17 protein-coding genes are annotated in these 24,186 nt (G+C 58.0%); 6 read left to right on the top strand and 11 right to left on the bottom strand.

Translation table 11 applies throughout. The features are described from left to right. The 3 genes from HDF12_RS10895 to HDF12_RS10905 all read right to left on the bottom strand — a co-directional run bounded on the left by HDF12_RS10895 (window position 1) and on the right by HDF12_RS10905 (window position 6,934). Window positions 1–1,725, bottom strand: a complete 1,725-nt coding sequence (locus HDF12_RS10895) for a nitrite/sulfite reductase (RefSeq protein ID WP_179582830.1) — start codon at window positions 1,723–1,725, stop codon at window positions 1–3. A gap of 294 nt (window positions 1,726–2,019) precedes the next feature. After that, window positions 2,020–2,694, bottom strand: coding sequence for a phosphate signaling complex protein PhoU (phoU, locus tag HDF12_RS10900; RefSeq protein WP_179582832.1), 675 nt, complete (start codon window positions 2,692–2,694; stop codon window positions 2,020–2,022). A 115-nt stretch (window positions 2,695–2,809) separates the two neighbouring features. Then, the gene (locus HDF12_RS10905; RefSeq protein WP_179583648.1) at window positions 2,810–6,934 is read right to left on the bottom strand and encodes a sodium:solute symporter family transporter; all 4,125 of its coding nucleotides are present in this window, start codon (window positions 6,932–6,934) and stop codon (window positions 2,810–2,812) included. A gap of 122 nt (window positions 6,935–7,056) precedes the next feature. On the opposite strand from HDF12_RS10905, the gene HDF12_RS10910 reads away from it, so the two are divergent. Beyond that, entirely contained in the window at window positions 7,057–7,977 is a 921-nt protein-coding gene (locus HDF12_RS10910) for a BadF/BadG/BcrA/BcrD ATPase family protein (RefSeq protein ID WP_179582834.1), read from the top strand. Between the two features lie 38 nt (window positions 7,978–8,015). On the opposite strand, the gene HDF12_RS10915 is transcribed toward HDF12_RS10910, so the two are convergent. Further along, complete coding sequence (locus HDF12_RS10915; protein WP_179582836.1) at window positions 8,016–9,359, bottom strand: Hsp70 family protein; 1,344 nt, start codon at window positions 9,357–9,359, stop codon at window positions 8,016–8,018. 54 nt (window positions 9,360–9,413) lie between these two features. Next, a complete protein-coding gene (locus HDF12_RS10920) occupies window positions 9,414–11,573 on the bottom strand; it encodes a glycoside hydrolase family 20 zincin-like fold domain-containing protein (RefSeq protein WP_179582838.1) in 2,160 nt (719 codons plus the stop codon). Between the two features lie 254 nt (window positions 11,574–11,827). Between HDF12_RS10920 and HDF12_RS10925 the strand changes: the two genes are divergently transcribed. After that, window positions 11,828–13,687 (top strand): hypothetical protein, encoded by a 1,860-nt coding sequence (locus HDF12_RS10925; protein WP_257025495.1) that lies wholly within the window; start codon window positions 11,828–11,830, stop codon window positions 13,685–13,687. A gap of 80 nt (window positions 13,688–13,767) precedes the next feature. Here HDF12_RS10925 and msrB read toward each other — a convergent pair whose 3' ends face one another. Further along, entirely contained in the window at window positions 13,768–14,373 is a 606-nt protein-coding gene (msrB, locus tag HDF12_RS10930) for a peptide-methionine (R)-S-oxide reductase MsrB (RefSeq protein WP_179582840.1), read from the bottom strand. A gap of 156 nt (window positions 14,374–14,529) precedes the next feature. Between msrB and uxaC the strand changes: the two genes are divergently transcribed. The 4 genes from uxaC to HDF12_RS10950 all read left to right on the top strand — a co-directional run bounded on the left by uxaC (window position 14,530) and on the right by HDF12_RS10950 (window position 18,915). Then, window positions 14,530–15,933: a glucuronate isomerase gene (gene uxaC / locus HDF12_RS10935; RefSeq protein WP_179582842.1), complete on the top strand. Its 1,404-nt coding sequence runs from the start codon at window positions 14,530–14,532 to the stop codon at window positions 15,931–15,933. A gap of 345 nt (window positions 15,934–16,278) precedes the next feature. Then, entirely contained in the window at window positions 16,279–17,553 is a 1,275-nt protein-coding gene (locus tag HDF12_RS10940; protein ID WP_179582844.1) for a nickel-dependent putative hexonate epimerase, read from the top strand. Between the two features lie 45 nt (window positions 17,554–17,598). Next, window positions 17,599–18,099, top strand: a complete 501-nt coding sequence (locus tag HDF12_RS10945; protein WP_179582846.1) for a gluconokinase — start codon at window positions 17,599–17,601, stop codon at window positions 18,097–18,099. A gap of 39 nt (window positions 18,100–18,138) precedes the next feature. Beyond that, window positions 18,139–18,915 carry an SDR family NAD(P)-dependent oxidoreductase gene (locus HDF12_RS10950; RefSeq protein ID WP_179582848.1) on the top strand — a complete coding sequence of 259 codons (777 nt, stop codon included), beginning with the start codon at window positions 18,139–18,141 and terminating at the stop codon, window positions 18,913–18,915. A gap of 532 nt (window positions 18,916–19,447) precedes the next feature. On the opposite strand, the gene HDF12_RS10955 is transcribed toward HDF12_RS10950, so the two are convergent. From HDF12_RS10955 to larE, 5 genes are all read right to left on the bottom strand, one after another. Further along, on the bottom strand, window positions 19,448–19,699 hold the full coding sequence (locus HDF12_RS10955; protein WP_179582850.1) for a hypothetical protein: 252 nt from the start codon (window positions 19,697–19,699) through the stop codon (window positions 19,448–19,450). Window positions 19,700–19,757: 58 nt separating this feature from the next. Continuing rightward, the gene (larB, locus tag HDF12_RS10960; RefSeq protein WP_179582852.1) at window positions 19,758–20,519 is read right to left on the bottom strand and encodes a nickel pincer cofactor biosynthesis protein LarB; all 762 of its coding nucleotides are present in this window, start codon (window positions 20,517–20,519) and stop codon (window positions 19,758–19,760) included. A 319-nt stretch (window positions 20,520–20,838) separates the two neighbouring features. Further along, window positions 20,839–21,855: an aldo/keto reductase gene (locus tag HDF12_RS10965; RefSeq protein ID WP_179582853.1), complete on the bottom strand. Its 1,017-nt coding sequence runs from the start codon at window positions 21,853–21,855 to the stop codon at window positions 20,839–20,841. A 72-nt stretch (window positions 21,856–21,927) separates the two neighbouring features. Continuing rightward, window positions 21,928–23,286, bottom strand: coding sequence for a nickel pincer cofactor biosynthesis protein LarC (gene larC, locus HDF12_RS10970; protein ID WP_179582854.1), 1,359 nt, complete (start codon window positions 23,284–23,286; stop codon window positions 21,928–21,930). 32 nt (window positions 23,287–23,318) lie between these two features. Then, on the bottom strand, window positions 23,319–24,155 hold the full coding sequence (larE, locus tag HDF12_RS10975) for an ATP-dependent sacrificial sulfur transferase LarE (RefSeq protein ID WP_179582855.1): 837 nt from the start codon (window positions 24,153–24,155) through the stop codon (window positions 23,319–23,321). Window positions 24,156–24,186: the final 31 nt, after the last annotated feature.

The following is a 24,186-nucleotide window of genomic DNA, read 5'->3' on the forward strand; positions in this document are numbered from 1 at the left end:
CTACTCCCCCGGCGCGTGACGGCCCGCACCGACCGGCGGAGCGTCGCGTTCCACTGGATCGACAACCGTACCCGCAAGTTGAGCGCGAAGGCTGTCGTCATCTGTGCGGGCAAAGTAAGCTCGCAAATCTTCCTCCGGCCGACGAGCCTCAAGATAACCGCGTAACAATCGCTCAATAGCATCCGGAACATCTTCCGCGGCAGCGCGATAGCCTAATGGTCGAGCGGTCCGGGCAAACTTACCGACCGCTCCTCCGACGCAGAAATAGAAGGCATCCACCGATCTCCCGTCTTTCTTGATCTTCTTGCCCTCAAGCCCAATATCAGCAATCCAGTGCTGTCCGCAGCTGTTGGTGCAACCGGTCACGTGGAGCTTGATCTGTTGGTCGAAGCCCGGAAGTCGCTCTTCCATCTCACTGACCAGCCATTGCGAAAAGCCCTTCGTCTCCGCAATCGCCAGCTTGCAAAATTCGGTGCCGGTGCAGGCTATCGCTCCCCGCCAAAAGGCTGAAACATCCACGTGTAGTTCCATCCCATTCAATGCCAGTACCAGAGCCGCCGCTTTCTCGTTCGGCACATTGATGATGAGGATGTTTTGCATGATCGTCGTGCGAAGTTCTCCGCTGCCATACTGATCGGCCAACTCAGCCAATTGATGAAGTTGCTCACCCGAGATGCGACCACGCAATACACTGGCTCCCACCGACGACAAACCAGCCTGACGCTGTGGCGCGATGCCAATGTGATCGCGATAGACATCATCAGGGATCACATCTTCAGTGACAGGACTAGGATCCAATTTATAACCCAGCTTGGCCTCTAATGCGTCCAGGAAGGACGCCGCAGTCCAGCCATGCCGCATAAAAAGATACTTGATGCGAGCTCGAGTGCGGTTTTCACGAAGCTCCTGCTGCTCACGGAAGATCTCAGCCGTAGCATGCACAGCCGCGTAGGCCTGATCTTGCTGGATAAACGCCGGAATACGTACTGCAAGATGCGGCTCTGTCGACAGGCCTCCGCCCACCCGCAACGTATAGCCAATCTCTTCCTTGCCATCGACAGTACGCTTGATTGCCGTCAGCGCAACGTCATTGATCTCCGGGTACGAGCACCACAGGGGGCAGCCGGTCACAGAGATTTTAAACTTGCGTGGCAGGTTGTAGAACTCAGGATTAGCCGTGAGCTTGTGCGCAATCTCCACAGCCAGCGGTGAAGCGTCGATAAGCTCGTGTCCATCGATTCCGGCGAGCGGGCAACCGGTCACGTTGCGAACTACATCACCACACGCACCCTTTGGACTAAGCCCAACTGTAGTGAGCGCATCAACCACCTCAGGTAGTGCTTCAATGGTCAGCCAGTGCAGTTGTATATTTTGCCGAGTCGTAATATCCGCGAGATTTCGTGCGTACTTCTTCGTAAGGTCTGCAATGACCCGCAACTGAGCGCTGCTCAGAATACCGTTCGGCAGGCCGATACGCATCATGAAGTACTCGGTGGCCTTACCCTCGCCACCGACACCTCCAGTAACTCCCACACCATCGCCCTGTGTATAAATCCCCCACCACTTGAAGTAGAGGTTCGCCCACTCCGGAAGCACCGACTCTCGGCCCTCTTTGGCGAACTGGCGGACCTCCTCCCAGGCCTCCCACGGATTTTTCTCCAGCTTCAGACGTTCGGACTTTTGTGCTTTAGTCTCTTTGACGGCGGGTATACCGGCGGTGCTCATGATGATTGTCCTTTGTTCGGGGCAGAAACAAGAAAGCCCACTGTGTCAGTGGGCGCTGGTGGCTTTGCTAAGAAAGGGGGGGACTTATCAGCTAAGTCCGCCGCTCAGGCAAAGGCGACAACGCACGCGGTCGCGACAACATGTCCGACAAGCGACTGATACATGCGGAGTCAAACTCACCATAACTCTAAGGTTAGTTGTCATGGAACCACACGTCAAGCAGGCCACCGCATGCCAGCCTGAGATCTTTTCGCAGAAGCGCCCCTGCTGCAAATTTCCAGTAGGACTAAGAACTTAGTCTGCTTCCGCGAGTGAGAGCTTGTGCCGGACATCCGAACCACGAATCCAGAAAATTACATCCTCGGCGATGTTGGTGGCGTGGTCTGCTGCGCGCTCCAGGTTACGCGAGATGATGATCGCATTCAAAGCCTGTCCACTGACCACCGGATGCTGTTGCATCACCTCGATCAACTCATTCTGAACGTCGCGGTTCATATCGTCGATCTCATCGTCCATTGCCAGCACAGACTCCGCAAGCCTGGCGTCCGCCTCCAGCAGCGATTGAATCGCCCGGCGGATCATAACTCCAACTTTCTCGCCCATATCGGGGATATCGATCGGCAGGGAGATCTTCGGCGAGTCATGCAGGTACTGGGTACGAGAAGCAATGTTGGTTGCCTGGTCCCCAATGCGTTCCAGGTCGCCGTTGATCTTAATCACAGACAGAATGAAGCGAAGATCGATCGCCATAGGCTGCTCTTTGGCCAACAGGTCGTACGCCATCTCATCCACGTCACGCTCCGCCGCGTTGATCGCCGCTTCGATCTCCTTCACATGGTCGCAAAGGCTCAGATCTCCGGTCAGATAAGCCTCTAACGACAAGGAGAGAGCCTGCTGCGAGAGCGCCGCCATGGCGAGAAGCTTGTCTTTGAGAGCTACCAATTGCTGTTGAAAATTTATGCGGGGCATCGGGGTCCCTCGATCTAAGGCCGTTCTACTATTGTGACGTAAATAAAGCTCAGAGACCAATGAATATTGCGACTTCCGGTTGCGCGCGTGGTACACAATTCGTGTCACGAGCGGACTACTTGTAAAGCAAGTAGCTTTGGCGATGGCGCTCAAAAGTAGCCAGGTCCGCCGCCCATCCAGCTGCGATCTTACTTGGATCGTCCATGTTGGTCAGCGCCTGCATCGTATCCACGTTCGTCACCAGGTACGCAGCCTTTGCCATCTGAAACTCTGGATAAAGATGGTGCAACGCGCTGATCAGTTCGATGCCCATCTCAGGTGAGTTGAACGCACTTCGGTCGGTTACGGTAAAAGCGATCCCAGGGATAGTCTTCCCATGAGATGGATAGTGGTTGGAATCCTCCGCAACCGCAAAGTTAGTCGGCATGAAACTCACACCGGGAATCTTTCGCGCGGTCAGGTAAGCCGCCAGCTCCGGCGCATTGATGTACGGTGCGCCAATATGCTCATACGGCTTGTCCGTTCCGCGACCAACAGAGATGTTGGTCATCTCAGCCAAACCTACGGCGGGATACAGTGTAGCCGCCGTAGGAGTGCGTAGATTCGGGCTGGGATTTGTCCATTTCAGACCGGTCTCATCGAAATACTGTGCCCGAGACCAGTTCTGCATTGGCACAACGATGAGCTGCGCATGAATGGGGAGCAAAATGTTTGGAGAAGTTGGACCCGGGATTCGTCGTTCGCTGTTGAAGTAGAGAGCAAGCTCCCCGAGAGTCATGCCATTACGAACGGGCATCGGCATGTAGTTGTTATAGGACTCCGCCCCCGCATCAGACACCGGTCCCTGTACCGCTATACCGCCGTTTGGATTCGGACGATCGAGCAAAATAATCTCGATATGAGCCTGCGCCGCCGCCTCGAGAAAGTATCCAACCAACGTTTCATAGGTAAAGAACCGAACTCCCACGTCCTGCAGATCAATCACCACAGCATCAAGATCTCTCAGGGACTCGAGGCTCGGGCGGCGTTGTTCAGGCTTCGCGCCATACAGACTTAGTATCGGAAGCCTGGTTGCAGGGTCCACATCATTGGCGATCTTCACAATATCCTTGGTCCCCAGAAGGCCATGCTCAGGAGAGAACAACGTCTTCAGCTCAACCTCCGGCAGACTGTGCTGCAGGATGTCGATTGTCCGTCTGCCTTCGCGGTCGAGTCCGGTCTGGTTCGTCAGCAACCCCAGCCTCAGGTGATCGCCATGACGTTTCGCAGCCTGTGCCAGAACCTCGAAGTGACTCACCTCCAGCACATCGACTCCGGTAAGCGTCTGAGAACTCGCAATGGTGGTCAGGTGTTCCACGCCAACTCGCAACGCCCGAGCCGCAGCAGAAGCCACTTGCCCCCGCAGCATCGAGATTGGCGGCTCCCCACGCGGATGAATCGCATTCGACAGAATGACGACGAAGCTGTCGCTCTCCGGATCCATCCAAAGAGATGTCCCCGTAAACCCCGTATGCCCGAAGCTCCCAATCGGAAACACCTCGCCCCGCGGCCGCGAAAACGCCGAGTTGATATCCCAGCCAAATCCCCGCGCCGCCACGCCCGTAGTCGTCTTTCCATCTGGCGTAAAGATCGTTGCCCCAGTCACCGCGGTAGACGGCTGCTCCGGCTGCGTCATCAGCTTGAGTGTCGCCTGACTCAAGGGAAAATTGCTCGCTCTCCCCGCGAGCCGGTCAAGCAAACCCTGCGCAAACAGCGCAACATCCGCAGCCGTAGAAAACACTCCCGCATGCCCCGCAACTCCACCCATCCGCCGAGTCGTCGGATCATGCACGGTCCCACGCAACATTTTGCCAAAGTCAGGATTCGTAGCCGCCGTACCCTGATCGTCATAAGCCGTAGGTGCTGTCCTTGGAATCTCCACTCCAGCTATCCATGGCGCAGGAGATTGATCGTAGCAGTCAAGAAGGGCGGGTTGAGCCTTCGGCATCAACACCGCAGCTCCAAGTATTTCTCCATGACCACACATCGCAGAGAAGGCATGAAACCGGGTATGAGTCATCCCGAGTGGAGAAAAGATATGCTCCTGCGCATACTCTTCGAGCGGTCGCCCACTTATCCTCTCTACCAGCGCCCCTAAAGTAATGAAGTTAATATCCGAATACTTGAAGTGCGTTCCCGGCACAGTCTCCAGCGCGGCATTCATCGCCCGCCGAATCCCCTCCGCTTTATCCGGAGCAGCCAACCCCCACGCATCCTTCAGCTCGATATCCTCCGGCAAACCCGAGTAGTGCGTCAGCAACCCCCGAATCGTGACCGCCTGTTTCCCATTGGTCGCGAACTCTGGCAGATACTTCGCCACCGGATCGTCAAACAGAAGCTTGTGCTCCTCATAAAGCTGCATCACCGCCGTAGCTGTCACCAGACACTTCGTCAGCGAAGCCATATCGAAGACTGTATCCTCGGTCATCGCCTCCACAACAGGTTCAAGCGCGCGATTCCCATACGCCTTTTCAAATACGGTTCTTCCATCGTGATTGACGAGCACCACTGCACCCGGCAGCTTCTTCGCTGTGATCGCCTCATTCACAAGCGTCGAAACCGCGCTGAACTCGTAGGTTTCGTGCGCAGCAGTCTCCTGAGCGTCATCGGCGGCTGCGCGCGAACAAAATAAAAACGGAATGAAACACGCGAGCACCAAGCCGGCAACCTTCGCGATGCGCGTTCTTCGCCCCTCTGCGGTCCTGCCTCCCTTAAACAAAACGCTGCCAATCGAACCAACCACGAACGTAACGATCGAGCCGATCAGGACATACCAGGTAAACGCGATATGCGGAATCGTGATCGGTCCAACCTTGATCACGCCCGGAGAGAGCCACAGCAAAAGATTCAGCGCGAACCCGCAGATCATTCCTAGAATCGCTCCCGTCTGCGTAGCGTAGCGAGTCAATGTACCCAGCAAGAACACGCCGAGCAAAGCACCATAGGCTACAGAAGCAATCGACAATCCCACCTCCACCACGTGGCCCTTCCCACCAGCGAACACGCTATACATCGCGACTCCAAACAGCACCAACGCCCATACAACAGTGCTGGAGCGCGAGATCATCATCCGTTCGCGGTCATCCGCCGCCGGCCGCCAGTGCATATAGAAATCCACCACCGTCGTCGAGGAGAGTGAGTTCAACGCCGCGCTCAAGTTCGACATCGCAGCCGCAAGAATCGCCGCCACCAGCAGCCCCGCAATCCCAAGCGGCATCTCCCGCACGATGAAAGTAGGGAAGATTCGATCTGCCGAAGCGAACACTGCCGGATGCAGCCCGTAGAAGACATACAACCCCACGCCAATCAGCAGAAAAAGCGTGAACTGCAAAAAGATCACAGCTCCGCTCGCAAGTAGCGCCAGCCGTGACTCGCGCAGGTTCCTCGCCGCCAACATCCGCTGCACCATCAACTGATCGGTGCCATGCGACGCCATCGTCAGAAACGTTCCCCCCAGTACACCGGCCCAAAAGGTATAGCTCTGCGTCAGGTTCAGCGCGAAGTGAAAGAGCCGAAACTTGCCTGCCGCGGCTGCAACTTCGTGGATCTGCGACCATCCCCCCGGTACATGCGTTCCCAGCGTAAAGATCGCAACGATCGTTCCCCCAATGTAGATTGCCATCTGCACCACATCGGTCCAGATCACCGCCGCCATTCCGCCCTCGAACGTATACAGCAGCGTAAGCGCCGAAATAATCCCGATCGACAGCACATCCCGCGTTCCAATCGCGATCCCCACGACGATGCTCACCGCGAACACCCGCACTCCCTCCGCCGCCGCCCGCGTCAACAGAAACAATCCCGCCGTCACCTTGTGCAACGTATGCCCAAAGCGCTGATCGATCAGTTGATACGCGGTCAGCATCCGCCCTTCAAAATACTTCGGCAGAAAGATCAATGCCACTACCACGCGGCCCAGCATGTAACCGATGACAATCTGCAGAAATCCGAAGTCCCCGGCAAACGCCACACCCGGAATGCTGATAATCGTCAGCGTACTCGTCTCCGCAGAGACGATCGACAGCGCAATCGCCCACCATGGGATCGTTTGATCAGCCAGAAAATAGCTGCGCAGCGACCGCGTATTCGGATCTCTACTACTCCGAAAGCGAAGCCCAAACAGCGTAATACCAATCAGGTAGACGACAATCAGACCAAGATCGAAGGGATGAAGGCGCGTTGGAAGTACGGCAGCATGCATTCGTGCAAGTGTATAGCGACAGCGCGCATGCACGCAGCATGCCCCTTCCATCAGATGTTCCGAACGAAGGTTGCACCCGGAGAGGCGTCGGCTCCCCAGAACCTGACATATCATTTCAGGCTATGGCTCTGTTTCTGGCGATCGACACAGGTGGTACGAAGACAAGATGCCTACTGGCAGATGAGAACAAGATCCTGGGCCGCTCCAGCACCGGAAGCGTGAAGCTGATGCGCGTCAGTGAAGCGGAGGCCTCCTCTCGTCTGCAAGCGATGCTGGCTGAGGTCTCTCAGTTGGCCAACGTAAACCTGGGTGAAGTCTCGCAAACCTGTGTCGGGCTCGCCGGTCTATCCATCGACGCCGTTCGCGAGTGGGCCGAACGCGAGATCGGAGCCCTCGTCGGAGGCGACCTGCATCTCGTAGGCGATGAAGAGATCGCTCTCGATGGCGCCTTTCGCGGCGGTCCTGGCATTCTCATCATAGCCGGCACCGGTTCCAATATCATGGGCCGCGCCGCCGACGGAGCCATGTATCAGGCTGGCGGCTGGGGTCCGGCTCTGGGCGACGAAGGCTCCGGCTTCTGGATCGGACAAGAGGCTCTGCGCGCCGGATTTTGGGCCAAGGATCGCGGCATCACGACCACCCTGCTCGCCGACATCGGTGAATTCTGGGGACTCAAATCTCTCGGCGAAATAGTAGAGATGGCCAATGTCCGCCCCGGTCCAGATCTTCCAGCGCTCGTTCCGGTCATCGTACGATGTGCGGAGGCCGGGGATGAACTCGCCATCGCCGTCCTCGAGCGCGCAGGCGTAGAGCTTGCGGAGCAGGTAGCTCTTGTCGCCTTGAAGATGAAGGAGTCCGGTGGCAGACGCAAGATCGAAGCAGCCTACACCGGAAGCATCCTCGAGCACATCGCACTTGTTCGCGCAGCGATGATAGCGGCCCTCAAAACATCCTCGCCCAGTGTCAAAGTCATGGAAGGCGTTGTCGATTCTCTGGAAGGCGCGCTCTGGCGGGCAAGGGAAGCAGGGAAGCTGGTTTCCTAGTGCCTTTTCCCAAGTAGCGACCCGTCTCAGCAACAGCATTAGAGTGCCGTTAGACGAACCTCCTCAGCTCGCAGCGCTAGCCCCCGCGCGACTGACGTAAACTCATTCCCACTTCGCACACGCGATGCACCAAACCGTGATTCGAAGATGCGACGAACCGCAGGTACGAAGCTGGTTCCTCCAGTCAGGAATACTCGGTCTACCTCGAGCGCAGCAATGTTGCTGGTCGCCAGGAGCGTATCGACGCACCGCTCAATCGACTGCAGGTCTTCCGCGATCCAGCCTTCAAACTCCTTGCGCTCAACCGTCGCAACGAGATCCATGCTTCCGTCGCGAAAACGAAACTCGGCAGACTCATGATGTGACAGATCAACCTTCAAACGCTGGACCGCCTGATGAAGCTGGTATCCGAGGTCCTCTTCGATCAAATTGATCAGCGCTTCGATCTTCTCTGGCTCCTGCGCCCGGGCGCGTGCACTCTTTAGGATCTCCGCCACGTTTCGCGTCTTCAGAAATGAAAGATAATGCCACCGCTCGAGGTTGGCGTAGATCCAGGCCGGCGCCGCCGGAATGATGCTTGCCGGACGGTCCGGAGCCTGCGCGTAGGACCGTTCAAAGCTGTCTGATCCCAACGCTGGAGACACTAGCTTGCGAACAATTCGTGCATCGAAGCTATCGCCCGCGAGTCCCAATCCACTGTTACCCAGAAGATCCTTCGCCGTTCGACCTCGCGCGCGAACGCCTGGCCCAACATGGAGCAACGAGAAATCGCTCGTACCCCCGCCGAAGTCTCCAATCAGAATCAGCTCATCGTGATCTAGCGTGGACTCGTACGCGTAAGCCGCCGCAATCGGCTCCATCTCGAACTCGACCGACTCAAAACCAGCATGAACAAACGCTTTTCTAAGCCGCTGCACGGCAAAATCGTCATCTTCCACACTCTCCGCACCGACGAACCGCACCGGCCGCCCCACGGTGGCATGGCGCACTGGACGGCCCAACTGCCGTTCGGCAGACAATCTAAGATCGGTGAGGATGCGAGCAATCAGGTCTTCAATGGTGTACCGCCGTCCAAAAACTTCAGTCCCAGTCAACGTTCGGCTGGTGAGATAGGACTTGAGAGATTGAATCAGCCGGCCCTTATGCTCAGCATGAAGATAGTGCTCGATCGCCTGCGGCCCGGTGAATCCTTTAATCTGCGTGCGACTCGCATGTCTCTGTTGCTCCAAATACAGTACGGAGCGGAATGACTCCGTTGTGGCGGCTCCCGAAGGGAAGGAGACCAGCTCCACCTCGCTACTGTCGCAAGTAGACGCAATGGAGCTGTTCGTAGTGCCGAAATCAATACCGAGTGAGGGGCCGATGGAGTCCGTCGAAAGCATGATCTTCTAGATTGCCAGATATTCCGACCTCAGCGCTACCGCCTCCACAGATACTTACTTTGCAGCAGGAACTGGTGGAGGTATACCCAGATCGGCGGCCGGCGGAAGCGTGTGAGTGTCCGACCACTGACGTTGCGCACTCCGAAGTCTGTCACTGCGGCCTTCCCAGATTCCAACCGTATAGTCGTAGTGCTCCAGCACAGGCCGCAACGCATACGCGCGATTTGAGCGATACCAAGCCTGCTCGTACAAATCCCGCAGCAAGGAATAGGCGTCAATGAAATCCTGAATCCGGCCATTCACCCCGTTGATATCCGAGAGTTCACGACTTACGTTCAAGCGCTGCTTCTTGTCCGTCGTGTTCTGCATTGCATAAGCGCGTTCATAACCCTCCGCAATCTCCTCAGACAGCTGAAACTTCAACCCGATCAGATCCATGCGCCGAGCGCCGAATTCAAGCGCGTCGATCGCTGCAGTCTCCCGGAGCGTCGTAGCCGCGCTGGGATAAGAGTCCGCAGGATCATAAGTCTTGGGCCCCGTCGAAACTCCTGGCGCCGCGGGCGCGGCTGCTCTCGCCTGTGCAATCAGAGTCAGCGCTCGTTCCGCATGCAGCCGCAGCTCATGCGCAAACGGAAGCACCTGCGCCCCAATCCTCAACCCATCCTTCGACATCGGGTCCAGCCAGAAGATGCTGTTGGTTCCATCCCCCTCCTTCGCCTGGTCCTTCAACACAGAGTGCGCCAGCATCATCTCCTTCTGCGCCTCATTCAGATCCCCCGTCGCGTCTCCATGAAACACCTGGGCGTAAGCGTTCTGAAAGTCAGGGATGGAAGACTCTCCCTTCTGCCACGCCGCCGCCGCGCCGAACAGAATCCCATACCAATCCTGATTGAAGAGCCCCTCCCCGTCATCATTCCAGATCGTGTTCAGCTGTCCCGTCGACCCCAGCCGCTGCCCATCGGCCGTAAACCGCTGAATATTCGCCAGCGCATAGTTGTTGTTCGGATACACCTTGCGAAAGTTGTTCACACTCGGAGCCACCCAGGTCTCCATCCCCGCATTCGTAAACGGAGTCAAAAACCGGTCATAGCCACGAGCCTCCGGGCTGTACACCCACGCAACCGCAATCGTGGAATCCTTGAACGACTGCGGCAGATCCTTCAGCAGATCGGGCGAATCCTGCGCGATATCCCCCCAGAACAGGAACCTGCGATTCAGCGGTTTCAACTCGGCCACAATCCGCTGCAGAAAATCCAGATAAACCGCTCCAAGCCCCCGAGAATCCACGTCCGCCTTAGTCTGCCCCAGTCCCAGATCAACTGTCTCATCCGCGCCGATATGCAAAAACGGCCCCGGATACAGTGCCGCTAGCTCGGTGAACATCTGCTTGATCAGCGCAATCGACCCCGGTTGCCCCGGAGCCAACACCGCCCCATGGGGAGTCTCCGCCAGCGGCTGATACTGCTCCCACGTCAAATTATGGTGCAGATGCCCGAACGCCTCCTGCTCCGGCACCACGTCGATGTGGTAAAGCCGCGCATACTCCACCAGCTCTCGAGCCTCCCCAGCCGAAACACTCCCGCCCGGCGGAGCCATCAGCGGATTCGACGAGTACTGCTGCGTATGTTCAAAGTAGGGCGAGTACAAGTTCACCTTATAAGCCGCCAGCGTCCGAATCAGATGCTTCTGAAACTCCAGCGTCGTCACCGGCCCTCGCGACAAATCATCATCCAGCCCGCGATACTTCATCGCCGGCCAATCCCTCACGTTGGCCCCATGCAGCACCGCGCTCTCCCCATTCCCCTCGATCAGCTGCTTGACCGTCTGCGCCCCATAAAACACCCCCGCCGCCGAGTCCCCAATCACCGTCAGCGTCTTCCCGATCTTGGTGATCACATACCCTTCGGCCCTCATCTCATCGGTGAACTTCACCTCCGGGTGAGCGCTCGCCCGCGCCAGCTCGATCACAACCGCGCCCGGCGAACCCACAATACCCCGCGCCAAAAGCGACCCCGTTAGATCGTCCGCTGCGAAACGGTCTTCCACAGCACAAGGAGCTGTGCAAAAAACGCCCACGCCATGAGTCAGCGCCTCCTCCCCCGTCGCATGAATCTCGCGCGGCATCGGAATCAACTTAATAGAAGACTGTGCCGAAGCGACAGCAGCAAAAAGGCCAAAGCCTACCAGTAGAGCGCCAAGACGGGAGAAGTGCATGAAGATAACGGTAAATCAGTTCTGCCACCCCCGTGGTTTACCTATCGAGTTCAACCAAAAACAAAAAATCACCAAAGTTCATGAAATATCCACAGAGAAACGTATTTTCTCCGTGAATACCGCACAAATTATTCCTCTGTTCACATGAGTTTGTGAGCATAACTCAAAGAGCAAAGGAAGAATGTGGAGTGGGCTGAAACGCCCCGCACCCTTTCTTGTTGTCCTTATGCCTTTTCATACTTTTGCGAGGTTCCATGACGAAGCAACTACGAGCGACTATGGCGGCGATATTGGTTATCAGTTCAATATCTCTCCAGGCGCAAACCGGCACGGCAACGAAAAAGACGACCAGCAAGGCACCCGTTCACAAGAAGGCGCCCGTCGAGACCCCGCTGGCACGCCAGATCCGCGAGCTGCGCGAGCAGATGCTGAGCCAGCAGGCCCAGATCGATGCTCTCAAACAGCAGAATGCCGATAAGGACGCGAAGCTTGCGGCCGCTCAGCAATCCGCTCAGGATGCCCAGACAGCCGCCGCTAGCGCTTCAGCCAAGGCTGACAGCCTCAGCTCCAGCCTCTCGACCAACACCGAAGCCGTCTCCAGCCTCAACAGCACCGTGACCGATCTCAAGACCACCAACGTCGGCCTCGCTCAGACCATCAGCGACACGAAGAAGCAGATGACAGACGCCATCGAGTCGCCTCTGGCAATTCACTACAAGGGAGTCGAAATAACTCCAGTTGCCTTCTTCGCGATTGAAAGTGTCTACCGTCAGCGTTCGCTCAACTCCGACGTCAACACCCCTTTCAACGCCACCCCGTACCCCGGCGCAGCCCAGGCCCACACCAGTGAGTTCAACTTCTCTGGTCGTCAAAGCCGCGTCGGAGCACTCTTCGTCGGAAACCCCGGCCCCTTCAAGCTGTCAGGCTACGTAGAGGCTGACTTCCTCTCGGCCGGCGCCACCAGCAACGAAAATCAGAGCAACAGCTACACCCTGCGCCAACGCCAGATCTGGGGCCAGGTAGCCACCAACAAGGGCTTCACCCTCACCGGCGGTCAGATGTGGTCGCTCGTCACCGAAACCAAAAAAGGAACGGATAACCGCACCGAGGTTCTGCCCGCGACCGTCGACTCTCAGTACCATGTCGGCTTCAGCTGGGAGCGTCAGCCCGGCGTAAGGTTCCAGCAGAAGATCGGTGGACTTACCGCCGCAGTCGCCGTCGAACAGGCTGAGATCATCTACTCCGCAACCAACGCCAATGCGAACTTCTTCATCGGCAACGCAGGCGCAGGCGGCGGTCTCTACAACCTCACTGCCAACTACTCCAACAACGTCGCACCGGATGTCATCGTCAAGTTTGCCTATGACGCGAAGTACGGTCACTTTGAGGCCGGTGGCTTGGCTCGCTGGTTCCGCGACCGCTACTACCCCAACCAGACCCTCACCGTCCCATCTGCTGTGGGTGGCAATAACAACACCAAGGTTGGTGGCGGCTTCTTCGCCAACGCCCGCACGCCCATCACTCACTATGCGGACTTCGGCCTTCACTTCCTTGGCGGCACCGGAGTAGGCCGCTACGGTACCTCTACCTTGCCCGATGTCACCGTGCACCCCGACGGAACTCTGGCTCCCATCAAGAACTACCAGTTCCTGGGATCGCTCGAGCTTCACCCGCAGAAGAAGCTCGATCTCGACCTCTACTATGGTACTGAGTACGCGCAGCGCACCACCTACCTCAGCACCGTGGGTGCAGATGCCGGCAAGCTCGTCGGTTACGCACCCATCAGCAGCTCCAATGCAGGTTGCGGCATCGAGACACTGCCTACCTCTACCGGCAATGGACTCGCCGGTGCCGCTCCCTACAACCCCGGTACACCTGCAAGCTGCCTGGGCGCAACCCGTCAGGTCTCCGAACTTACCGGAGAGTTCGTCTACCGCTTCTACAACAGCCCCAAGTACGGCCGTCTGCAGTACACCGTGCAGTACAGCTACCTCCAAAGGGTCGGCTGGGCCGGTTTGACCAGCGGTACCTTCGGTTCTTCCACCGCAACCTACGGCGCTCCCAAGGCCAACAACAACATGGTCTTCACCGGCCTCCGTTACTACATCCCGTAACGGCTGCCGATTCACGAGAAAGGCACCCCTCGGGGTGCCTTTTTTTCGTTCGCAACCTGTAGCGACAATCGACCGCCAATTCAAGCCTTCATAAACTTCATCGAAGCCGAGTTCATGCAATACCGCAGTCCCGTCGGTGCCGGGCCATCGTCGAAGACGTGCCCTAAATGCCCCTCGCAACGCATGCACTTTACCTCGGTACGATCTATGCCCAGCGAGCGATCCGCCACCTCCGCGATATTCTCTTTCGCAATCGGCGCCCAGAAGCTCGGCCAGCCGGTGCCGGATTCGAACTTCGTCTGCGAGTCGAACAACGCGGTGTCACAGCAGATGCAACGAAAGACACCTTTTCCATGCTCGTTCAGGCTGACGCCCGAATAGGGCATCTCGGTATCCGCCTCCCGCGCGATCTCAAATGAGTTCTTGCCCAACTGTCGAAGCCACTCTCCGTCGGGCTTCACAATCTTTGCAACCGTCTGCTTCCCAAGGTTCTTCCCGTCATTGCCAAAGTTGACGATCGTGACCTCACCCGGTGTCCCATGCACCGCCACGCTCGCCTCGACTCCGGGAGCCCTCCGCATCACAAGCACAGCATAAGAGGCCGCAACCGCAGCGCCGCCGGCCACAAACACTCGTCTTGTCATCTTCCTGGAACCATCGTCGCGGCTGACATCCGAATCAAACATAAGGAGACCCCAGGCTTCTACTATGCGACGGGAGCAATCAAAAAAGGTTACAGGCGACCGATTCCTACCTTTTGTTCGAGCTACGGCTAAATCTTTGGTACGCTTCAATGTGCCGGTATCTTCGGATGCCTGGAGCTTCTGAAGAGGTGATGAAGGATGATTCTCGATCCAAACCGGCTTTTCCCTGCGGACAGCGAGGCGCGGTCAGTCGCCGCAAGATTGTATGAAACAGTTCGCGACCTGCCAATCATCTCCCCGCACGGTCACACCGACCCGCGCTGGTTCGCCGAGAACGAACCCTTTGCCAATCCCACGGCCCTCTTCATTCAGCCTGACCACTACATCTTTCGCATGATGTACTCGCAGGGAATCTCGCTGGAGTCGCTAGGCATCCCTCCGCTCGACGGCACCGCCGCTCCGGTCGATCCAAAAGAGGTCTGGCGTATCTTCGCAAGAAACTACTATCTCTTTCGTGGTACTCCCACTCGTCTATGGCTCGACTACTCGTTTGAAAATCAATTCGGCCTGACCAAACGTCTTAGCCCGGAAAATGCGGATGAATACTACGAAATCATCGCCAGGAAACTCCAGACGCCCGAATTCCGTCCGCGCGCACTCTACGAGCGGTTCAATATCGAGGTCCTCTCCACCACCGACACCCCCCTCGACACCCTCGAATACCACAAGGCCATAAAGGAGTCTGGCTGGAAGGGCCGCATACTGCCAACCTTTCGTCCGGATCCTGTGATCGACGCCGACTACACCGGCTTCCTCGCCAACATCCAGAAGCTCGGCGAGATCACTGGAGAAGATACCGCCACATGGAAGGGCTATCTCAACGCACTCCGCAACCGCCGCGCCTTCTTCAAGTCCATGGGAGCCACCGCAACCGATCACGGCCACCCCACAGCCTTCACAGCAGACCTGGACCCTGACACCGCCGCCTCGCTCTTTGGTCGCATCATCTCCGGCCGCTCCGTACCCCAGGAGCAGGAGTACTTCCGCGGCCAGATGCTCACCGAGATGGCCGGCATGAGCGTCGAAGATGGCCTCACCATGCAACTCCATCCCGGCTCGGTCCGCAACCACAACCGCCAGCTCTACGAGAGATTCGGCCGCGACAAAGGCGCCGACATCCCCTCCCAGACCGAGTACGTCCGCGGTCTTCAGCCCCTGCTGAACCGCTACGGAAACGACCAGCGGCTGACCTTTATTCTCTTCACCCTCGACGAATCCACCTTCTCCCGCGAACTGGCTCCCCTGGCCGGACACTACCCCGCGCTCAAGCTCGGTCCTCCCTGGTGGTTCCACGACTCCGCCGAGGGCATGATGCGCTTCCGCGAGCAAGCCACCGAAACCGCCGGCTTCTACAACACCGTCGGCTTCAACGACGACACCCGTGCCCTCCTCTCTATCCCCTCTCGTCACGACGTAGCCCGTCGCATCGACTGCGCCTTCCTTGGACGTCTCGTAGTCGAACACCGCCTCGACGAAGACGAAGCCTTCGAGGTAATACAAGACCTCACCGTAAACCTGGTCAGAAAAGCCTACAAACTATAAAAATTCTCCGGAACAAGAGGGAGGAATAACGCAGCCGCAAAATCTGGATAGCCCTGGCCAACCAATGGAAAAATAATTCAAAATCTTGGCGTATTTTTCGTGGTCCAAATCAACGCTGTTTTTTCTCCACATCAGCCACACATCTCACCACGTTCTCACCAGCAAAACACCACCACAAACTCACCCATTTTCCATCAACCCCTACAAAAAAACGCAGCAAAGCCGACAAAAAGTACCCCATGCAGACCGTCCAGATTTTTTTTCACGACTCCAGCAAATTTTCGACTTCGCGCATCCCATCGACTCAACGAATTCGCACCAGTACCGGGAGTAAGATCTAAGCCCATGAGCCTATTTTTCGCCGCTGGCAGCGCGACAACGGAGATGTCCCTCCAGGAAGTGCAAACAAACCTCTTCCAGGCCCTGGACAAGCTGGGCCCACGCAGGAAAGTCCTCGCAATCCCACCAGATTTCACGCGCATGCACTCCCAAAGCGGCGTCCTGACTGAACTTGCGTGGCAATACTACGGAGACAAACTCACCGACATCCTCCCCGCCCTCGGCACTCATAAGCCGATGTCCGATCAGGAGATTGCAACCATGTACGGCGCTACTCCGCGAACTCTCTTTCGCGTGCACGATTGGCGCAACGATGTCGTAACTCTAGGAGAAGTTCCCAGCGAATTCATGTACGAAGTAAGCGAAGGAAAGCTCGATTACACATGGCCCGCACAAGTAAACAAACTGCTACGCGACGGGGGACATGATCTCATCCTCTCGATCGGCCAGGTCGTTCCCCATGAGGTTGTCGGCATGGCCAACTACAACAAGAACATCTTCGTAGGCACTGGTGGCTCCATAGGAATTCACCGCAGCCACTTTCTCGGCGCTGTGTACGGCATGGAACGCATGATGGGACGCGCCGACACTCCTGTTCGCCGCGTACTCAACTACGCGAGCGAGCACTTCGCCAGTCACATGCCGATCGTTTATGTGCAGACGGTAGTAGCGAAAAACGCCGATGGAAAGTTAGTCATTCGCGGCCTCTACATTGGAGATGACGTAGAGTGCTTCAAACTCGCCGCAGCTCTTAGCCTGAAGGTCAATTTCAAGATGATGGATCGCGAAATCAAGAGGGCAGTCGTCTTCCTCGATCCCCACGAGTTCAAAAGCACCTGGCTCGGAAACAAAAGCATCTATCGCACACGCATGGCTCTCGCGGATAACGCTGAACTTGTCGTCCTTGCTCCAGGCGTCCACGAATTTGGCGAAGACGCTGCCATCGATGCTCTAATCCGCAAGTACGGCTACTGCGGAACTCCTAAAACACTTGAAGCTGCTAAGGAAGATGCACAGCTTGCTGGAAATTTGAGTGCTGCCGCCCACCTCATCCATGGGTCTAGCGAAGGTCGCTTTACTATCCGTTACTGCCCGGGTCACCTGACGCGGGAGGAGATCGAAGGCGTTCACTTTGAGTATGGCGATCTCGCCGAGATGACCTCGAAGTACAATCCTGCCACGCTGGAAGACGGTTGGAACACAGTGGATGGTGAGGAGATCTTCTACATCTCCAATCCTGGTCTTGGGCTTTGGGCCTATCGTGGTCGTTTTGGGAGCTAGTTACAGAATACTGTCTGTGTCGGTCGGTTGAGAGGATGTCGCTGGATGGTTGTTGTGTTGATGGGAGTGAGCGGATCGGGCAAGACGACGATCGGGACGTTGCTGGCTGAGCGCTTGGGCGCTGTGTTTGCCGATGGCGATGACTATCACCCGCTGGCGAACAGGGAGAAGATGGCTGCTGGACATCCCCTCGATGATCGAGATCGTCAACCGTGGCTTGAGGCGCTGAATCGGCTGCTGCGGAACTGGCTTGCAGAGGGGAAGAGCGGTGTGATGGCGTGCTCTGCGTTGAAGGCGCGTTATCGGGCTACGTTGCAGGCGGGAATGCCGAAGGGTGCGGTGAGCTTCGTTATGCTGGAGGCGTCTAAGGAGATGCTTGCAGCTCGTCTGGCGGAACGAAAACATGAGTTTATGAATCCTGGGCTTTTGGACAGTCAGCTTGCTACGCTCGAGATGCCGAGCGATGCTGTCCGGATCGTGAACGATCGAGCGCCGGAAGAGATCGTGAGTCAGATTCTGGCTCAGATTTCGTCAAGGAAGAACTGAATTTTTGAGAAGATGTTGAAGCGGGAAAGAGGACGTTTGATGGGGCATCCGTTGTTTGATTTGAGTGGGAAGTCGGCTGTGGTGGTGGGGGGTACCTCGGGTATCGGGTTGGCCATGGCGGTTGGGCTGGCGGAGGCGGGTGCTGATGTGGTGGCAAGTTCGCGGCGGCTGGAGCAGGTGGATGAGGCGGCGAAGGCGATCGAGGCGACGGGGCGGAGGTCTCTGCGTCTGACCTCGGATGTGGCGGACCGGGCGAGTCTGCAGGCGCTGCTGGATGGGACGGTGAAAGCGTTCGGCAAGGTCGATATCCTGATCAACTGCGCGGGGAAGATCAAGCGGGAGCCTACGCTGACCGTCACGGAGGAGACCTGGGACGGGATCATGGATACGAACGTGACCGGAACGCTGCGGGCCTGCCAGATCTTCGGCAAGCACATGCTGGAGCGCGGCTACGGTCGCATCCTCAACATTGCTTCCCTGAATACGTTCGTGAGCCTGAAGGAGGTCACGGCGTATGCGGCGAGCAAGGCTGCGGTTGGAGCGTTGACCAAGTCCCTGGCGGTGGAGTGGAGTGCGCAGGGTGTGACCGTGAATGCGATTGCCCCCGGGGTCTTTCGCACGGCGTTGAACCAGAAGCTGCTGGACGAGAGCGATCGGGGCAAAGAGTTGTTGATGCGGACCCCGATGGGGCGCTTCGGCAAGACTGCGGAACTGGTTGGCGCGGCGATCTTCTTAGCGAGTGATGCTTCAGCCTTCGTGACGGGTGAGATTCTTGTGGTGGACGGGGGATTCCTGGCTAGCGGTGTGAACCAATAGCTGTTCCATCCTCCCCCACCCCCCGGGGGTATCTTCGTGTAAGTCATTTATTTGCTTTAACTTGCTAAAATTGGTCTCTTGCAAAATCGTCATAATAAAGCGGTTACGGGCAAAAATGTCTAAACAAACGACTTAGCAGCTTTTGCGTCATTTCGCATGCAAAAACCCGGTTTCGGCCGGGTTTTTTTATGCTTGTACTCATTATATCGGTTTCGTCATAACTAATACGCCAACGGTATGTTGTTGTCACTGCGCGGTTTACCCGGTTTGGGGGCTTGACAGGTTTGCGGGGGGTCGTGCTCGAGGGCGGAAGCGAAGCTGGCTTCGAGGGGTTTTGACGTGGGATGGCGAAGTGCGTCGCTTTTGGGTGACCGGATTTGAGTGTGTGGAGAGGCTAACAACAGATTCCTCCCCCTTCGACTACGCTCAGGGTGCGGAATGACAACAAAAGAACAAACAACGGCAATGACGGACAAGAGGCAGTGACAACAAACCGAAGAGGCCGCTTCTCAGGTGCTGGTAGGCGAGGGGTCTATCGAACGGTGGATTTGGTGGCGCGGTTACTGTTGGATTCGTGGTGGGTTGGGAGAATCCAGGGGTAGAGTACGGCCAGGTTGGGTGGGACGATGGTCAGGAAAAGAAGGAAGATGCCGACCATCTCTGGGATGTGAAGCATGTTGCGGCTGTCGAGGAACAGCGCCAGGCAGACCAAGGCAACAATTGTCAGACAGATGACGGTTCGTGCAAGGGTCTTTGCCCAGGGTTTGTCGTCGTGCGGGAGCATTTTGGGGCCGCCTTTCGTCACGCTTTGATAGCGAATTTGCTAGCAATGCTCCGTTCCTTCAACTACGAGGGACAGAGGCACGTGCGATTAATACGGCAGTGTAGGCTGCGCCGAAGCCGTTGTCTATATTTACTACGGTAACGTTGGGGGAACACGAGTTGAGCATTCCCAAAAGGGCTGCGGCGCCGTCAAAACTGGCTCCGTACCCGACCGAGGTGGGGACTGCGATGACGGGGACGCCGACCAGGCCGCCGACGACAGAGGGGAGGGCGCCTTCCATTCCGGCGCAGACGATGACGACGTCTGCCCGGGTGAGTTGATCGCGGACCGAGAGGAGTCGGTGGAGTCCGGCTACGCCTACGTCGTAGAGTCGGGTGACCTTTGCGTTGAAGAGTTCGGCGGTAACGGCGGCTTCTTCTGCGGTGGGCTGGTCGCTGGTGCCGGCGCTGAGGATGGCGATGTGGCCTTTGGGGTCTGCGGGTGGTGATTGTTTGAGGGTGATGGCTCGAGCTGAGGGGTGATGGGTGGCTTTTGGGTGGGCCGCCAGAACCAGGGCGGCGGTGGCTTCGTCGGCGCGGGTGGCCAGGACGTCGGTGCCAGCGGCGGCCATGCGAGAGAAGATCTCGGTGGTTTGTTGCGGGGATTTTCCCTGGGCGTAGATGACCTCAGGGAGGCCGGTGCGGAGGGTGCGGTGGTGGTCGATGCGGGCGTGGCCGATGTCCTCGTAGGGCATGTCGGCGAGGCGCTGGGAGGCGGCGGCTGGGGTGATGGCTCCGGTCTGGACGGCGGCGAGGAGTTCGAGCAGCTTGGTGGGGTTCATGAAATTATTCGGCGTTCCTTGATTGGGCCGTGTGTATCGGCTAACCCATGCTTCGAGATTTGCATGTTTGCGGTATTTGTCGAGGAGCTCAAGAGAAAATACGGGGGTCTCTCCACTACGCGGTTCACGATGAGGCTGTGAACCGCTTCGGTCGAGATGACGATATTGGTGGTCGGACTGATGATGATTAGTGGTTCTTTCGTGGTGGATTGGTGGTTGCTTGTGGTGATTTTGCGGTCATTTGATGGACTGCTCGTGGTTCTTCGCAGTCACTCGGAACAGCGTGGTTCAAACGCGAACGTCGCTCCCCCTGCTTTTCCTATCCTAGCCACTTTGGGTTTTGTGCGGTGCCGTCGTAGTGGTTGGTGGTTTTGAAGAGTTCGAATTTACCTTCGCTGGCGGCGGTGGCGGTGCGGGCCAGCAGGGAGCTGATCTGGGCCTGGTCGAGGGGTTTGAAGGTGCGTGTGGCTTCGAAGGCCTGGTCGAGAGTCTGGGTGTTGTCGATGCCGGTGATGACGACCGAGACCGGCTGGGTGAGGCCGTAGTGGAGGGCTTCGATGGGCTGGACCGTGTTGCTCTTCAGGATGAAGGGATCGCCGAAGGTCTTCATGGCGAGGATGCCGATGCCTTGTTTGAGCGCGACGGGCATGACCTCTTTTTCGAAGGAGCGGAAGTGTGCATCCATGACGTTGATGGGCATCTGTACGGTGTCGAAGTGGAAGCTGTGTTTTTGTGCGACCTCAAGCATGCGGAGGTGGACGGCGGGATCTTTGTGGCCGGTGAAGCCGATGTAGCGGATCTTTCCTGCGCTACGTGCGGCGATAGCGGCTTCGATGGCTCCGCCTGGGGCGAAGATGCGGTCGGGGTCCTCCATGCGGATGACCTCGTGGAACTGGACGAGGTCGATCATGTCGGTCTGGAGACGGCCGAGGGATTGTTCGAGCTGCTTGTTGTACTCGTCGGCGGTGCGGCCGTCCATTTTGGTCATGAGGAAGACTTTTTGACGGTAGCCGTTGCGCAGGGCCTGACCCATGCGGACCTCGGAGATGCCGTCGTTGTAGTCCCAGCAGTTGTCGAGGAAGGTGATGCCGCGGTCGATGCCGGCGTGGAGGAGTTGGATGCTCTCGGAGGGGTCCTTCTGTTTGCCGAGGTGATAGCCGCCCATGCCGATGGCGGAGACGCGCTCGCCGGTGGTGCCGAGTTCGCGGTAGATCATGTCGGGGGATTCGGGGCGTTTGATGGGCTGGCTGGCGGTGGGAGGGGTTTGCGCGTTGAGCGGGATGGCTGCGCTCACGCCGGCGACGGTTGCGGTTTTTAGAAAGTCTCTACGCTCCATGCTGTGCTCCTCGGGTGAGAGAGTTGACTTGTCGATTTGATGCAGGTTTGTGGGCTATGGGCGGGGTGCGGATTATTTGAGGTAGGCTGCGATGGCTGTTTGTTGAACCAGCTTCAAGGGGACGTTGTGTTTTGTGGCGGCGGTGCGGCAGTCTTCAAACTCAGGGGCGATGTTGCACTGCTCACCGTTGAGGGTGCCGATCTTTACGCGGATATCGCCGTAGGGTGTGGTGACGGTGGCGTGGTGGCGGTCGACGCAGACGCGGGTGTCCTGACGGATGCGGAGGCCGAGGGTGCTGGTCTCGCGCAGGATGAGTTGCTGGAGGGCGAGGCTGTCGGATGGATTGCAGAGGATGGTGAGGAGGGTGCCGGGGCGGCCTTTTTTCATGATGACGGGAGTGAGCATGACGTCGAGCGCGCCTTGTGCCAAGGCGATCTCGGAGACGTAGGCGAGGATTTGGGGGGAGAGATCGTCGAGGGCGGCTTCGAGCACTGTGACGGTTTGTGAGTCGTGATCGTGATGGGTGTGGGGTAGTTCAGTTGGAGATGGGATGGAGTGTGTGGAGTTGTCGGCTTCGCCGATGCTGAGGCGGAGGACGTTGGGGAAGTTCTTCGGGTTGCGGGTGCCGGCGCCGTAGCCGATGTGCTCGACTCGCATGCCTGGTTGGGGCCCGAAGGTTGGGGCGAGGGCTCGGATGAGTGCTGCGCCGGTGGGGGTGACGAGCTCTTTTTCGATGTGCGCGGAGTAGGTGGGAAGGCCGCGGAGGAGGTCGGCAGTGGCGGGGGCGGGGACGGGGAAGCGGCCGTGGGCGCAGTCAACCATGCCGCCGCCGACGTTGATGGGGGAGGAGAACCACTTGTCGATTGCGAGGGCGTGGATGCCGGCGGAGGAGGCGACGATGTCGACGATGGCGTCGACTGCACCTACTTCGTGGAAGTGAATTTTTTCGATGGGGACGTTGTGGATCTTTGCTTCGGAGGCGCCGAGGAGTTCGAAGGCGTGGATTGCGGTTTGTTTGACGGCGAGTGGGAGGGATGCGGCGGTGATGAGGTCGCGTATGACGGTGAGGGAGCGGCCGTGGGTATGTTCGTGGTCGTGTGTGTGGGGCTGGCCGGTCTTGTGCTGGTGCTGGGTTTTGGGGTGGTGCTGATGGGTGTGGGTCTGCTGATGGGTCTGGGCTACTTCTTCGTTTTCGTGACGATGGGTTGGCTCGGCGGTATTACTCTCGGCGAGGCTGGAGCCTTCGTAGACGTGGACCTTGGTGGAGGAGATGCCGCTGCGGTCTACTTTTTCGATCTTGAGAGTTGCGTTGAGGTTCAGGGCGGCTACGGCTTCGTGAAGGATGTTGGGATCGAGGCCGGCGTCGAGAAGGGCTCCGAGGAACATGTCGCCACTGATGCCGGCGAAGCAGTCGAGGTAAGCGATACGCATAGGTTTATTGTTTCATGTTCGGAGTGCGGCGTTTATCGGGCGGCGGGAAGGATAGAGGAGGCGGCGAGGAGGGTGTCGTTCATGGAGCCGGAGCGGTAGCCTTCGGTGTCGAGGGTGACGTAGAGGAAGCCGAGGGGCTTGATGGCGGCGGTGATGGCTTCGAGGATGGGGAGGGTGAGGGCTCGGGGGAGGTCTGCGCGGGCGATTTCGATGCGGGCGAGGTCGCCGTGGTGGCGGACGCGGACCTGGGGGAAGCCGAGGGCGTGGAGGGCCTCTTCGGCCTGCTCGACCTGGGAGAGATTTTCGCGGGTGACGGGGCGGCCGTACTCGATGCGGGAGGAGAGGCAGGCGCTGGCGGGCTTGTCCCAGAGGGTGAGGCCGGATTGCTGGGCGAGGGTGCGGATCTCTTGTTTGGTGAGGCCGGCGGTGACGAGAGGGGCGACGGCGTGGTGTTGCGCGGCGGCTTGCTGGCCGGGGCGGAAGTCGGCGCGGTCGTCGAGGTTCATGCCGTAGGCGATGTGAGCGAAGTTACGGGCGGCTCGGGCTTGCTCCATTTGTTGGAAGAGCTCGTCTTTGCAGTGGAAGCAGCGGTGGGCGTCGTTGCGCTGGTAGTCGAGGTTTTCGAGTTCGTTGGTGCGGAGAATCTGGATGGGGATGTTTTGATCGGCGGCGAAGGCGAGGGCAGCGGCGAGTTCGGCGCGCGGGAGGGAGGGGGAGTCGGCGATGACGGCGTGCATGTTGTCGCCGAGGGCCTGGTGGGCGGCGTAGGCGAGGTAGGCGGAGTCGGTGCCGCCGGAGTAGGCGACCAGAACGCTGCCTAGTTGCTGCAGGGTCTCGTGGAGCTTCGCGGATTTGGCGGCAAGGTCCATCAGTTTTATTGTAGGGCAGGTTGGACGACGG

The sequence above is a fragment of the Tunturiibacter gelidiferens genome (assembly GCF_013410115.1).
Lineage (GTDB): Bacteria > Acidobacteriota > Terriglobia > Terriglobales > Acidobacteriaceae > Edaphobacter > Edaphobacter gelidiferens.

Coding starts and splice junctions, on each gene's coding strand:
- HDF12_RS10950 (WP_179582848.1), top strand. CDS start 18,139: ATGGGGCATCCGTTGTTTGATTTGAGTGGGAAGTCGGCTGTGGTGGTG.
- larC (WP_179582854.1), bottom strand. CDS start 23,286: ATGCGTATCGCTTACCTCGACTGCTTCGCCGGCATCAGTGGCGACATG.
- HDF12_RS10895 (WP_179582830.1), bottom strand. CDS start 1,725: ATGAGCACCGCCGGTATACCCGCCGTCAAAGAGACTAAAGCACAAAAG.
- uxaC (WP_179582842.1), top strand. CDS start 14,530: ATGATTCTCGATCCAAACCGGCTTTTCCCTGCGGACAGCGAGGCGCGG.
- HDF12_RS10920 (WP_179582838.1), bottom strand. CDS start 11,573: ATGCACTTCTCCCGTCTTGGCGCTCTACTGGTAGGCTTTGGCCTTTTT.
- larB (WP_179582852.1), bottom strand. CDS start 20,519: ATGAACCCCACCAAGCTGCTCGAACTCCTCGCCGCCGTCCAGACCGGA.
- HDF12_RS10905 (WP_179583648.1), bottom strand. CDS start 6,934: ATGCATGCTGCCGTACTTCCAACGCGCCTTCATCCCTTCGATCTTGGT.
- msrB (WP_179582840.1), bottom strand. CDS start 14,373: ATGTTTGATTCGGATGTCAGCCGCGACGATGGTTCCAGGAAGATGACA.
- HDF12_RS10915 (WP_179582836.1), bottom strand. CDS start 9,359: ATGCTTTCGACGGACTCCATCGGCCCCTCACTCGGTATTGATTTCGGC.
- HDF12_RS10965 (WP_179582853.1), bottom strand. CDS start 21,855: ATGGAGCGTAGAGACTTTCTAAAAACCGCAACCGTCGCCGGCGTGAGC.
- phoU (WP_179582832.1), bottom strand. CDS start 2,694: ATGCCCCGCATAAATTTTCAACAGCAATTGGTAGCTCTCAAAGACAAG.
- HDF12_RS10945 (WP_179582846.1), top strand. CDS start 17,599: ATGGTTGTTGTGTTGATGGGAGTGAGCGGATCGGGCAAGACGACGATC.
- larE (WP_179582855.1), bottom strand. CDS start 24,155: ATGGACCTTGCCGCCAAATCCGCGAAGCTCCACGAGACCCTGCAGCAA.
- HDF12_RS10925 (WP_257025495.1), top strand. CDS start 11,828: ATGACGAAGCAACTACGAGCGACTATGGCGGCGATATTGGTTATCAGT.
- HDF12_RS10955 (WP_179582850.1), bottom strand. CDS start 19,699: ATGCTCCCGCACGACGACAAACCCTGGGCAAAGACCCTTGCACGAACC.
- HDF12_RS10940 (WP_179582844.1), top strand. CDS start 16,279: ATGAGCCTATTTTTCGCCGCTGGCAGCGCGACAACGGAGATGTCCCTC.
- HDF12_RS10910 (WP_179582834.1), top strand. CDS start 7,057: ATGGCTCTGTTTCTGGCGATCGACACAGGTGGTACGAAGACAAGATGC.